This window comes from Acaryochloris sp. IP29b_bin.148, assembly GCF_028285565.1.
Classification (GTDB): domain Bacteria; phylum Cyanobacteriota; class Cyanobacteriia; order Thermosynechococcales; family Thermosynechococcaceae; genus Acaryochloris.
Genome location: NZ_JANQOY010000018.1, coordinates 22,140 through 35,292, shown reverse-complemented (window position 1 = coordinate 35,292; position 13,153 = coordinate 22,140). Strand labels below are relative to the sequence as shown.

11 protein-coding genes are annotated in these 13,153 nt (G+C 48.2%); 8 read left to right on the top strand and 3 right to left on the bottom strand.

From position 1 onward, the window contains the following. Nucleotides 1–252 precede the first annotated feature (252 nt). Together Q0986_RS01835 and Q0986_RS01830 are read right to left on the bottom strand one after the other, a co-directional pair. A complete protein-coding gene (locus Q0986_RS01835) occupies nucleotides 253–3,876 on the bottom strand; it encodes an NB-ARC domain-containing protein (protein WP_299402809.1) in 3,624 nt (1,207 codons plus the stop codon). Nucleotides 3,877–4,008: 132 nt separating this feature from the next. Beyond that, a complete protein-coding gene (locus Q0986_RS01830) occupies nucleotides 4,009–4,416 on the bottom strand; it encodes a hypothetical protein (RefSeq protein WP_299402807.1) in 408 nt (135 codons plus the stop codon). A 222-nt stretch (nucleotides 4,417–4,638) separates the two neighbouring features. On the opposite strand from Q0986_RS01830, the gene Q0986_RS01825 reads away from it, so the two are divergent. From Q0986_RS01825 to Q0986_RS01790, 8 genes are all read left to right on the top strand, one after another. Continuing rightward, nucleotides 4,639–5,223: a GNAT family N-acetyltransferase gene (locus Q0986_RS01825; RefSeq protein WP_299402805.1), complete on the top strand. Its 585-nt coding sequence runs from the start codon at nucleotides 4,639–4,641 to the stop codon at nucleotides 5,221–5,223. Nucleotides 5,224–5,859: 636 nt separating this feature from the next. Then, nucleotides 5,860–6,045, top strand: coding sequence for a hypothetical protein (locus tag Q0986_RS01820; RefSeq protein ID WP_299402804.1), 186 nt, complete (start codon nucleotides 5,860–5,862; stop codon nucleotides 6,043–6,045). Between the two features lie 253 nt (nucleotides 6,046–6,298). Next, entirely contained in the window at nucleotides 6,299–6,898 is a 600-nt protein-coding gene (locus tag Q0986_RS01815) for a globin family protein (protein ID WP_299402802.1), read from the top strand. A 34-nt stretch (nucleotides 6,899–6,932) separates the two neighbouring features. Continuing rightward, entirely contained in the window at nucleotides 6,933–7,508 is a 576-nt protein-coding gene (locus tag Q0986_RS01810; RefSeq protein ID WP_299402799.1) for a dihydrofolate reductase family protein, read from the top strand. 267 nt (nucleotides 7,509–7,775) lie between these two features. Next, nucleotides 7,776–7,973: an electron transporter gene (locus tag Q0986_RS01805; protein WP_299402797.1), complete on the top strand. Its 198-nt coding sequence runs from the start codon at nucleotides 7,776–7,778 to the stop codon at nucleotides 7,971–7,973. 135 nt (nucleotides 7,974–8,108) lie between these two features. Next, complete coding sequence (locus Q0986_RS01800) at nucleotides 8,109–8,294, top strand: DUF2949 domain-containing protein (RefSeq protein WP_299402795.1); 186 nt, start codon at nucleotides 8,109–8,111, stop codon at nucleotides 8,292–8,294. Between the two features lie 309 nt (nucleotides 8,295–8,603). Beyond that, entirely contained in the window at nucleotides 8,604–10,013 is a 1,410-nt protein-coding gene (locus Q0986_RS01795) for an undecaprenyl-phosphate glucose phosphotransferase (protein WP_299402792.1), read from the top strand. Between the two features lie 199 nt (nucleotides 10,014–10,212). Beyond that, nucleotides 10,213–11,496, top strand: coding sequence for a serine/threonine-protein kinase (locus Q0986_RS01790; protein WP_299402790.1), 1,284 nt, complete (start codon nucleotides 10,213–10,215; stop codon nucleotides 11,494–11,496). On the opposite strand, the gene Q0986_RS01785 is transcribed toward Q0986_RS01790, so the two are convergent. After that, nucleotides 11,491–12,948, bottom strand: coding sequence for an SUMF1/EgtB/PvdO family nonheme iron enzyme (locus Q0986_RS01785; protein ID WP_299402788.1), 1,458 nt, complete (start codon nucleotides 12,946–12,948; stop codon nucleotides 11,491–11,493). The two genes, Q0986_RS01790 and Q0986_RS01785, sit on opposite strands and share 6 nt — an antisense overlap. Nucleotides 12,949–13,153 lie beyond the last annotated feature (205 nt).

Sequence of the window (13,153 nt, the reverse complement as noted above, 5' to 3'; positions counted from 1 at the left end):
ACTTGATTGCAGCCATCTATAACTACGAACTATCTCTGGCAGCTTAAGGCGTGGAAGCTGCCCGTAACACATCATGAAATGAATTATGCAAGAGGTCTAATAACCATCTCAAAAATTTTATATTTCGATCGTTATCAAATAGCTTCTCTACCCTGAACTCAAGAATGATTCGCTGTTCTCTGATTTAAGACTGATCAGGATTTTGTGTATCGCAAATTTGAATCAACGGATCTATATCATTTCAGAGCTTGCTTACACATTAATCGCGCCGAGGAATTCGAGCATTTCTTGCTGGGGAAGAGTTAACCCCTGACAGTTGGAAATATTTAAGCCTTCACAGAGGCGATCGGCCCGCCACGTCTCCCGGCACGTTCCGGTCTGCACATCCCATAATCTGAGTTCTAAATCGCTGCTTCCTGTCACTAAGGTTTGACCATCGGGGCTAAACTCAACAGCCGTAGACCAACTCGGATGTCCAGATAGCTTAGCCAGGCATTGCCCTGTTTTCACTGACCATAATCGGGCCGTTTCATCTTTGCTACAGCTGGCCACGGTTTGGCCATCGGGGCTAAAGGCGACCCCCATCACCCAGTCCGTATGGTCTGTGAGGACATGGAGGCATTCCCCAGCGTCCACATCCCAGATTCGGAGGGTCTGATCGGCTCCACCTGTGACAATACGATCGCCCTGGGGACTCCAGGCCACATACCAAGCCCAAAACTGATGCCCGACCAAGGTTTGGGATAAGGTGGCAGATGGCACATCATAAATCTGTACATTGGCATCAAAGGAACCAATGGCGATCTTCTGACCATCCGGGCTCCAGCTTAAGCCACTGACAAAATGTTCGGGGATGGTTTGCAAGACCTGCCCCTGGGTTATATCCCAGAGTCGCCAGGAGCCATCCCAACTGCCACTCGCAAGCCATTGGCCATCTGGACTAAAGGCCAAGGCCGCAATCGTCGCGCCATGTCCAGACAATACGCGCAAGACTCCTTTGGTGGCGACATCCCACAGTCGAATTTGCTGATCATTGCCCGCGCTCGCTAGAAGATGCCCCTGAGGATGAAAGGCGAGCCCATAGACCCAGCCCTGATGTTGCCAGTAGGTTTGATAGGTGCCTGTTTCTACTTGCCAAAATCGAATCGCGCCATCCGTATTGCCACTCACTATCGTTTTGCTATCAGGACTATAACGAATGCACAAGGTACCGTTAATTTGCGCTTGCCAGGATTGTAGGGCTTGCCCCGTAGTTAAGTCCCATAGCCGAATCACGGGTTCATCGCCTCCACTGACTAGGAGGTCTCCTTGGGGATGACAGGACACACTATTGATGCAGCTATGATGTCCGAGCAGGCGACGCTGGCAGACGCCTGTGTCTAAATCGGTCATACAGATAACACCATCCAGTCCAGCACTGACGACGACAGGGCGATTGGGCAGAAACGATGCAGAAAAGATGGCCTGAGTATGGGGAGTGAGAACTTGGATGCATTGACCAGAACTGACTTTCCAGATACGGAGAGTGCGATCGCATCCCCCACTCACTAACCACTGACCATCCTCACTAAAAGCCACCGTCCGCAGCCAATCCGTATGGCCCTTGAGGGTGCGCAGACAGCGGCCCGTCTCTAGGTCCCACAATTTAACGGTGGCGTCATGGCTGGCACTGGCGAGGGTGTGTCCCTCGGGGCTAAGGGCGATTTCCCAGATTCCCTGCTCATGACCTGAGATGGTTTGTAGACAGTCTCCCGTTTGTAGATTCCAAATGCGCCAAGTCCGATCTTCCCCAGCGCTGATCAGCCGCTGACTGTCGGGATGCATGACTACCGAACGAACGCAGTCGGTATGCCCCGTGAAGATGCTTAGGCATTGTCCTGTGTCCACCTGCCAGAGCCGAATGGTTTGATCCTCGCTAGCGCTGGCGAGGACGGAGCCATCGACACTAAAAGCCACGGACCATACATTATTTTGATGACCTTTAAAGATGCCGATAGCTTGGCTACCTTGCTTCGGATTTTGCACGTCCCACAGCATAATCACGTTGGCAAAATGTCCCGTTGCCAATCGTTCTCCTTTTGGATCAAAGGCGGTGGTGGCGACATGGGGAAAGGCGGTGGCAAAGACCGTATTTTTGAGGTCGGCTCCGGTCATATTGACCTTCATCAGGGCCGTGTCCCGGAGATCAGCTTGCCAGAGGGTGAGGTGTGACAGATCAATGCTGGTTAAGTCCACCTGTAACTGCACTAGTAGATTCAGGCAATTCCCAGCGGCATAATCTTTGCAGTGCGCAAGGTCTTTTAATCGATTCCGCAACTGGGCTTCGATGGCTACTGTAGAGTGCAGCTCCGACAAAAGCAGATCAATCACGGGTTGGAGGATAATCTGGCGCTGGCTATGGCGGATACTATCTTTGGCCTGGGCTTTCAGCAGGGCATGACTCTGTAAACGGGAAGGTTCTGCCCCCTGTAGTTGCAAAATATTGTTGCCGATTTCCTCGATGAGTCGCTGAGTCACATATTCCATCAACACGGGCTGCAAGGTGAATTGAGGTAACTCAGTACCCAACTTAATCACTACGCATAAGGATCGCCGCCGTAGGGCCTCCATCGCTTCCAGTAATTTGGGCATCGCCACAGGAAACACCAGGTCATGGCGTAGATCTGCCAAGGTCAGGGGAGCACGATTAATGGCTAGCCAATACATCACATCCTGTTCGAGAGGAGATAGGCGCTGAAACTGCTGATCGAGAAGGATGCGTAGGCCGTTAAAAACGGTGATGCCTTCCGCTAAAAAGGCGTGAACGTCTCCAGCAAAAATATCCTGAATGGCCGTGGCGACAATCTTAAGGCCTAAAGGGTGACCTTCGTAAAACTGGATCAGCGTTTGAAAGGCATCCGTATCCCCCGTTAGTCCTTTTTGGGTCAGTAAGGGTAAGGCTTTTTCCGGCTCCAGTCCGGCCATAGCTAAAGCTCGGACGGTGGGGCCTTCAAGTTCAGCGAGGGTAGCGGGCTTCTCGCGGCTGGTGATGATCAGGCAGCTTTGGTGAGGGGTTTCACCGAGCGATCGCAACAGGGTTTCATAGCCTTGATAGTTCGGTTTATGGTGACCTGCTTGGGGGTGAGCCTTGTCAGCGCCACTCTCCAGTAGCGTCTCCCAGTTATCCAACACCAGTAAACAGCGATGCTGCCGCAGGTAGGACATTAATTGCGATAGCAGGGTTTGGGGTAGGCTAATGCGGGTCAGTTCTGGATCCAGGGATTGCAAAATATCCACTAGCAAATCTTCGATCTTGGGACCATGACGAACCGAGCGCCAAACGACCGCTTCAAACTCAGGGTGCAAATGTTTAACCAGCTTTACCGACAGGGAGGTTTTGCCGATGCCGCCAATACCTAACAGGGCCACAAGCTGACAGCGTTCAGTGCCCAGCCACTGGCTAAGGGTGGCGAGTTCTTGAATGCGGCCATAGAAGTTGGAGATATCGACCGCTTCTCCTAAATCCAAGTGGTGATCTGCGGATGCCGAATTTGCTAGGGCTTTGTCTGGACTGGGCTTGGCTTCAGGACGGCGAAAGTCTTCGGCTTGCAGCGGTAACTCAAAGGCATTAAAGAATAACGATAGGGTGCGTTTATCTAGCCCCACTTCTCCATCCAGGACTTTGGCCACGGTTTTGGCGTCGAGCTGGGTGCGATCGCTGAGATCTTGTAGGGTATAGCGAACATCCTGGTTATTCTGGGCTTCGCTGTCCTGAATGGCGGCTCGTAACCGCTCTAAGCCAATGCTGGTTAGAACAACGCCTCGTCTTCGCCTTTGCGGTGATTGCGGCATTTGCGATCGCACATTCCCTTCCAACACCAGGGTATACCCATTCACTGGGTTGTGGTTTGCGCTATCTCAAAGTCAACCGGATAGCCAATTTTGTTATATCTGCTTGCAGATCGGAAAACAGTCCCTGAGGATTCAACCGCTGAACCATAGTCAGCATGAGAGGCAAGGGTCATAATTTCAGCTTTTTGGGCGTGCAGAAATTTTAAGGAAAAGACAACCCATTGATCCAAATAAACATGCGCCAAGAGTACCTGGCACAATAATCATGGCAATTGTAAACAGCGGAAATCCGATGGTAAAGGCATAAATATACCCCCAACCACCAACACATGACTGTGCATCGGGCTGGCATGTGAAAAATGCAATGCTGTCTCCAGGAAGATCAACCAGCAGCCAACCCAATACCCTCGCAATAGGGGCGAGTAAAGGGCGAATCGGGCTATGAAGATTTCCACCTAATACATATGCAAAGCCCAGTGCCATACCTAGTGTGTCTCCTATGCAACTCGCATAGAGAATGAGCCGATTCTTGAAGGCAGCACCTAACAATGGAATTTTTTGAGCCATCGGTTGCAGTTGTGACACTATCTTCCCATCAAAATATCAGGGTGCTACTTGAGATTGTTGTTACTGGATAAATGGGGATGAGAGCTTCATACAGGTGATAAAGCCTCTTGGTCATAGGTTGAAATTGAAGGATCAAAATTCTTCATTACCGTAGCAAGAAAGCTAGATTCTGAGAGAGATGGGTTGTATGACTGAACCTTGTGAACTCTGTTCTGAGTAATATTCTTCTATCGATAACGCATGAACCGTAAACCTATCCCACCCGGCTATGTTATTCGGCCATTTACTAAAGCTGAGTATCAATCTCATCATCGCAAGATTCTCAAACAATGTTTCATCGGTTTGATATTTTCAGGCGTAGTCTTGGTGTTAGGACTATTGCTCACTAAGCGTTCTATGGAAATGTTGTTGGCGGGCAAGTGGGAGCCAATCAGTCTGACGATAGGAGTTAGCATGCTAGCCAGTAGTGCTCCCTTAGTCGGATTGCTTTGCAATACCATTTGGTTGAGAACAAGACATTACTTGGATACCAAAGCTTGGATCCTTCATTCAAATAATCTAATTGTAGGAACCTTGGAACTCTGCCCCAAGGCTGGCGCGTGTATCTTAGCCAATATTTATATCAACCCTAAATATCGTCGCCAAGGTTTGGGGTGTGCTCTGATTCAACAGGCAGCTCAAGATGTTCAACAGAAGATTTATGTTAGTTGTGCAAAAGGCTTAATTCCTTTCTACACTCGCTGTGGTTTCGTGCGTTTCTCGAAGGCTCAAGTGCCTAAACCACTCCGTCAATATATGTTCGTTTTATCCCAGTCAAGGAGCTAACTGTTTTTCAATCTATGAAGGCTATTGACGTTTTTGTTGTCCGCATACTTCTTGCCGATAGAACTAAAATTTTATCGCATAAAACATGAGGTGCTTGGGTAAGATAATTATATGTTTTTTATTGTATTGTACTTTTATTTTATCTATGTCGAGGTTTGTAGTGATGCAATAATTTTAAAAAAATCTATATTCTACATGCCGTTTTTTGCTAGACCTCAGTAATATCCCTTAGTGTCTATATCTTTCACTATGATACTCTTCAGGCTTGAACAGTCTTCTTGGCACAAGGTTCTTATGTTAATCATTGTCTAGCTCCCTCTAAAGCAAGGGCAGTCATGTTTAGAGGCAACCATCGTTGAAATTACTGATCATTATTGAAAGTCATAGGGAACCCTGCTGCTCTCCATCATTAATTCTCTAAAAAACAATAAATTCAAGAAGAAATACTGAGTGAAATTTTCTTGTCTTGAATTAAATTATGTCTATAGAGTAATTACATATGATGATGTCTGCTTTTTGCTAAGGGATGCCTTTTTATTTTTGAATGTGGATAGATGGGCAATGCCATAGTTCTTGTGTAGTGATATCTATTTACATGTTGATTGCAATTGCTATAAATGCACAAGGATAAGGTCAATGTCCCTCATACTGATAGAAAATTTTGCTGCGAATCCTGATTGGTCGAGAGTCTCAGTACGGCAGTTAAACCGTGCCCAAGAACTAGTTGCCCTGATTCAATCTCAGTCAAATGTATTGCGTAACCAGCAGAGTGAAGACTATTACGGTTGGATTGTAGAGCTGAAAAAGCTGCTGGATACCTAAGTCCTGTTGGTACAGAAATATTGCAAATTTTCGAGAGCAAAGATGGAGCTACCCTTGTTGTATCCATTTATCCTCAAAGATGCCTGAGAAGGTGGCAATTGCTTTGCTTGCAAAGTCCCTTGAGAATAATCCTGATCAAAACTAACTATGAGCTGTTCAATTAGAACTATTTCTAGTAGCCTAAATGTTTTTGATTGTCATCTGAGAAGAGATGTTCTGCTCTATAATCGCATTAAATTATAGAGTAGCTATTATGACACCTATTCAAAGATCTGCTTCTCCACCCCCCCAATTAAATGCCAAGCTTTTGGAAGATAGTTTTGATAAGGTTAGACCCCATGCAGACGCTTTTTCCGTCAAATTCTATGAAAATTTGTTTGCTGACTATCCTGCGGCAAAACCCTTATTCGCGAATACAAGTATTGAAAAACAAGGGAGTAAGCTCTTTTCTTCCTTAGTTTTAGTGATCTCTAATATCAAATACCCCGAAGGATTGGCTACAGATCTGCAAGGATTAGGAGCCCGTCATGTTGAATATGGTGCCCTTCCTGAACATTACCCTTTGGTTGGCCAGACACTGCTTAAAACCTTAAGCCAATTCTTGAAAGAAGACTGGACGACAGAGCTACAGAATACTTGGGCAGATGCTTATGCCATCATTACAGAAATGATGCTAGAGGGGGCAGACTACGCGCCCCAAGACATTCAGTTAAATTCTGCAGTGTCGTCAGAACCTGCACAGCCTACAGCAGATATAGAGCAACTGACGGCAGAAGGATTGCAAGTTTTTCCCATACTGACTGGTGTTTTGGGTATTCTAGGCACTATTGCCCTGATTGTGATCTTAATTTAAGGTAGTCCGCCAGATGGCAAGCTAGAAAGACATCATGAAAACACTCACCTACTATGTGGCCTGTAGTGTAGATGGGTATATTGCTCATACCAATGGCTCCCACGCTGGTTTTTCCCAGGATCCTGACTATTTTTCTGATCTCTTCGCCACTTTCCCGGAAACCGTTCCATCCCATTTACGAGATGCAATGGGTATCCAGGCTGAGAACCAATGGTTTGATACTGTGCTAATGGGACGCCATACCTATGAGATCGGTTTAAAGGAAGGGGTCACGAGTCCCTACTCACATATGGAGCAGTATCTGTTTTCTCGCAGCGTGCCGGAAAGCCCCGACAGAAATGTCAACTTGGTTGCAGAACATGCAATCGAACGAGTCAAGACGCTCAAGGACGGATCAGGTAAAGGGATTTGGCTCTGTGGAGGGGCTGAGCTTGCCGCCTCCCTGTTTGCCCACCACCTTATTGATCAACTCATTCTCAAAATCAATCCCTTTTTAATGGGAGCGGGTATTCCACTGTTTGCGGGCGAGATTCAGCAAACCGCTTTGGAACTGACTAACCGTAAGATTTACGACAATGGTGTCTCGCTACTGTACTACACCGTGCAGTGATGGACGAGTGGTTCTCCAATGCTGAGACTCGGCTATTTTTCCCCAACTAAGACTTTGCGAGTATCGGTAATGTTCTGAATTATGTTCCCTTTTATTTTTTAAAAAAGAGTCTGAACTCGTTTTGCTGGCTAGAATTCTTGCCCAGACTTGACATGGTTCGCGATCACATCGTTTTTTTAAGTTCTTGATTAGGCTTCCGATCTTCCCTGGAGAGATCTGCTGAGGAGCGCGATAGTGCAAGCATGAAATCCATTGGAGAAAACTATCATGTTTGCACCACTTGTTGTCCAATTAGACCATGCCCTGGGTCATCAACGTTTTATACGACTACGAGGAAAAGCCATTGCGGCTCATACCCAAATCATTAATCAGTTCTGTGATTCTGTGGGTTTAGAGCGGCCTTGTCGCCAGCACCTAATCAAAGTTGCCCATCATAACGGGCGAAAGTTGGGGTTACTCGCCTAGTTACTGTGATATCCATCACCCGGTTTATCCAAGCTAATCACAATCTGAATTGCAGCAGATCACGGCTGTTCCCCTTTATCCAATCCAGCATAGATAGCATCAAGCTCAACCCTCCTCTGAACCTGGGATTCTGTTATGAATCGGCAAACTCGACTGCTTCAATATCTCCAAGATGATCTGGCGCTACCCCAGGATGCTCTCTCTTTAGCCAATCGATTTCAAGACCGAACGGCGACTCAGATTCCGATTATCCTCTGGCAATATGGCTTGCTCAACATCGAGCAACTTGGCCAAATCTATGATTGGTTAGCATCCGTCTAAATGGATAATCCTAAACCCTTTAACTATAAATCGACTCGCTATTTCAGGCCTGCCAATAGTGTTCTGTAGATTCGCAATCCAGCTCCTCCGTATATTTACGATTGTTTTCTGCTATAGAGGCTTGCAACAATAAATATGTCCCTGAATGACTCTTCAGATGTTTATTCTGAATGCATTCTCTCTTGATTTCATCGCTACTCTCTTCACCTCAATATCGGTTGTTTGATCTTCCTATAAACATTTGCACAGTTTGATTGGTAACTTGCATATTGATTCCCACAATTCCTCTGTTTGCAGAATCGTTTGATAATGGATGCCGAAAAATTAATCAGGTTCAGCCCTCTAAATGTTCTGCCTCACCATCAACGCCTGTTGAGTGGGTTAGTCTGCGGCTTAGATCTATTCGTCATCCTGGGTCTTCTCTGGATGACGGCTTTTGCCGTTGACTCTGTGAGTGCAGATGGACTGATGGTTCTTAGTACTCTCCTAGTCCTGATTGTGCCGACGATCTTTCAAAGGATAGGACGCTATACTTTTCAACCCGCTATTCCTCCGAAGTTAGACTATACAAGGATTTGGCTAGGATGGGGACTGGTCATCGCTGTCGTACTGTTTCTGGGATATATGAGCCACATTGTCTATGTTCCCAGCCGAGTCGTTCGCCTTTGGTTTGTTTTATCCCCCTTGGGCCTTGCCCTCCTCAATCCCGTCATCAGCGGTCCTTTACAGCAACGCATATCAGGAGATTATAGCCGGACCGCCATCATCGCTGGCACCGGAGACATGAGCCAACGTGTGGCCGATCAGCTTTGCCAAAGCCCTAAGTCGGGTATCAAGTTCTGTGGATATTTTGCCGATAGAAAGACTGACCCTGAAGCTTGCCGGCCTTTAATTGGCTATTTAGATGAACTGCCTGATTTTGTTCGCCGTTCTCGCATTGATGTGGTTTACATCACCCTACCACTGGGCGAAGAAGCGGTCATCTCCGACCTGATTTTGGCATTACAAGATACAACGGCCTGCGTCTATTTCGTCCCCAATTTGATGATGCTGAATTTGATGCAGGCTCGGGTGCATAATCTCAATGGACTGCCCATGATTGCGGTGTGGGAAGTGCCGTTTTCTCAGGTACAAGCCTGGGTCAAGCGCGGTATTGATTTTGCGATCGCAGCCCTGATCTCCATCGCCATTTCTCCCTTGATGATTCTGATTGCGATCGCAGTCAAGCTGTCTTCTCCTGGCCCCGTTCTATTCAAACAGCAGCGTTATGGCCTCAATGGTGACAATATTATTGTCTACAAGTTTCGCTCCATGCGAGTAATGGAAGATGGCGAAAAAGTTACCCAAGCCACCCAAGGCGATTCGCGTGTGACCCAGGTGGGCGCTTTTCTCCGGCGTACGTCTCTCGATGAGCTGCCGCAATTTATTAACGTGTTGCAGGGTCGCATGAGCTTAGTGGGTCCCCGCCCCCATGCCGTTGCCCATAACGAACATTATCGAAAATTGATTCAGGGTTATATGCTCCGTCATAAGGTCAAACCTGGGATTACGGGTTGGGCACAGGTGAACGGCTACCGAGGCGAAACTGCAACTCTGGACAAAATGGAAAAGCGGGTGGAATACGATATCCACTACTTGAACCATTGGTCCCTGTGGCTCGATATTAAAATTTTGCTGCGCACAGCTCTCGTCTTCTTTAATCACCAAAACGCTTACTAGCTCTGTTAAGTTTTGCTGTAAATCGTTCCGGCAGACCAACACCTGCGTTAAGCTTGCACCCAAAAATGCTCGCGACTAATCTTGCTTTATCCCTAAGCAAAATTTGAGTTAGAGTATACCTTTTGCAGATTTGGGTTAGTGACCGTTAACTGCCCCATCTCATTCCGATTTCGCAAGTACTAATCAAACAGGCAGAGTGATGAGCACGTTAGCCAATCGCTACAAAATTATCAAGAATCTCGGCGCGGGTGGGTTTAGCCAAGTCTATTTGGCGAAGGATTTACAACGAGACGATCACCGCCGCTGTGTCATTAAAAAGCTACAGCCCAAATCCGACGACCCCTTTACGGTCAGAACGTCTCGGCGTTTGTTTAAAACAGAAGTCAAGGTGCTCCAGAAGTTGGGCAACCATGACCGGATTCCCCAGCTCTATGTCTCCTTTGAAGAGGATCGGCAGTTTTATTTAGTCGAGCAATATATTACTGGCCAGGGGCTGAGTCGGGAGTTGACTTGGTGGCACTGGACCGAAGCCAAAACCGTGGCTTTTTTGCAGGACATTTTGGAAACCTTGGCCTTTGTCCATCGCAAGCAGATCATCCATCGGGATATTAAACCTGAAAATTTGATTCGATGCGATCGCGATCAGCGGATCGTTCTGATTGATTTTGGGTCTGTTAAAAATCGTCAGCCAGCCGACCATACGGCTATTGTAGGCACCCAAGGCTATATGCCTCCTGAGCAACTCTTGGGCAATCCGCGCTTCAATAGCGATGTGTACGCTGTCGGCATGATTGCCCTCCGCGGTCTCACAGGCATTGACCCGGCTAAAACGGCCTTTCCCAAAGATCCCGATACGGGTGAGTTTATCTGGCAGCATAAAACGGACGTTAGTCCTGAACTGGCCCATGTGCTTAGCACCATGGTCTGCCAGGATTATCGACATCGTTACCCTTCTGCCCAAGAAGCCTTACAAGCTGTCAGTCAACTGAGCGAAGCGCCCACTCCCAGTCGGCGACGTCTACTGCAAGCGGCAGGCTTCAGCATCATGGGCTTATTGGGAACGGGCATGGCTTATCCCGCTCTCAGCCAGGAACTTCCCAATCGCAAGTTGTCCTCTCCCTCTCCGACGGTCGCATCAACACCAGAGAATGCCCTTCCGCAAGAGCCAAGTCCCTCTGCGGAAAGCCTCTCTAAGACGACCAAAGCTGCCCCGCTGAAAGAGAAAGAATTACCGGCTACACCTACCTTGGCTACTGCCCCCCAGCGCCTTAACAAGCAAGAATTGCTGCGTCGATATGGGTCTTATAACGAGTGCCGCAAAGTTGCGAAAGCCAATGGGATTAAATTCAGCACCACGCCTACCTGGGATAAGTTAGTCTATGCCTTTAGCTATTCCGAGGCCCTGCAGCACATGAGCCAGGTGTATCTCAAGACCTATCCCAACCCCTCTCTAGCGGGTATCATCGTTGAACTGGCGTTATAGGGCTGAACAAACGACCCGAAATCCCACATCATAGGTGAGGAAACTAGACACGTTATAACTGCGATACGCTGATCGACAGGTACTCGGGGTGGCAGACATGGAGCCACCTCGTAACACTCGGCGCGACTGTCCTGCTTCGATCCAAGCCTTGCCATCGGTCGGTGCCCCTTGATAGTTGGTATGCCAAGTATCCTGACACCACTCACTCACATTGCCATGCATCTCATGGAGGCCAAAGGCATTCGCCGGAAAACTCCCGACACTCACTGTTTTTTTGCGGTACTGACCTCTGGGGCCTTCTCCATAAGCATAGACCCCCCAGTAATTCGCTAACTCCGGTGTAATCGTGTCTCCCGTATGAAACGGCGTTGTCGTACCTGCTCGACAGGCATACTCCCACTCGGCCTCACTCGGTAAACGATAATCTCGTCCCGTTTGCTGAGACAGTCTTTGACAAAACGCAACGGCATCTTCCCAAGACACATTATCTACAGGCCGACTCAAGGCCTTGTCTCTAGAAGGGTTCGAACCCATAATCGCCTGCCACTGAGCCTGGGTGACTTCAAATTTGCCCATCGAAAATGCTGGGACAGTGACCTGGTGTTGGGGGCCTTCACCGATCTCTCGGTTGAGTTCTTGAGGAGAAGCGCCCATTGTGAAGGTTCCACCTGGGATGCCCACCATCTCCAGAATGACCTCGTTTCCCAGCACTTCCTGAAACGCAGGGGCTGTCCCTTGGGCCTGCTTCACTATCTGTCCTTGAGTATTCACTTGTACATAGGCAAAGCTGGACGTGTCCAATGTTGATGGCCCATCTGGCGAGGGGGCGGAGGTTTTCTGCAGCGCGAACAGTGCAATTGCCGTTTCAATCGGGATAGCGAGGTTAAACCCTGACTTCACCGCAACATCACCTACCCTTTGACCTTCTGCACGCCCATGGATTCCAGTGAGTTGGCCCGCTCGATTCAAGACAGGGCCGCCGCTCATACCAGTCTGGGTGACTGCGGTATAAGCAATACCATAGCCTTCGGCTTGCGGCCCAATAGAGGTCACCTGTCCGGGGGAAATGGTATATCGAGGTTGAGTGATCGCCAGTCCCGGTAGGGGAAATCCCGCCACAAACACTTCATCCAGCTCTCCTAAGGCATTGGGGGGCGCTAGCTTTGCAACCCCATAACGCGTGGAGCTTTGAAAAGAGGCCAAGGCCAGATCCACGTGCTCTCCTGACTGCACAGCGGCGGTATCAATCGGATGCTGCTGGCCATCAAAGGTTTCGACGTAGGCTTCTTCTCCAGGATGGGTATCTTTGAAGACATGGCCTGCCGTTAAGACATCGTAAGTATTTCCCCTCTTTTGCACCAAGACTCCTGAGCCTAAGGTTCCTTGGGTGACGACCCGAACGGTAATTTTCTTCGCTAATGCCCGCAGGGTACGGCGATTCTGAGCTAGCACAGCGCTTTGCCCCCCGCCCACAGCTAGCAAAGTCCCAACAAAATATAGCAGCTCTCTTCTTTTGATGCCCATATCACCGTAATCAGCATTGGATAAATAACCCTAAATCTCACTGCTGCAGTTTTGCAGAGGAGAGTTTATCAACCCGATGGAGTGAAACCATGCAGTTGGACAGGATCTCAGTAAAAACTAGCAAATTTTCTTT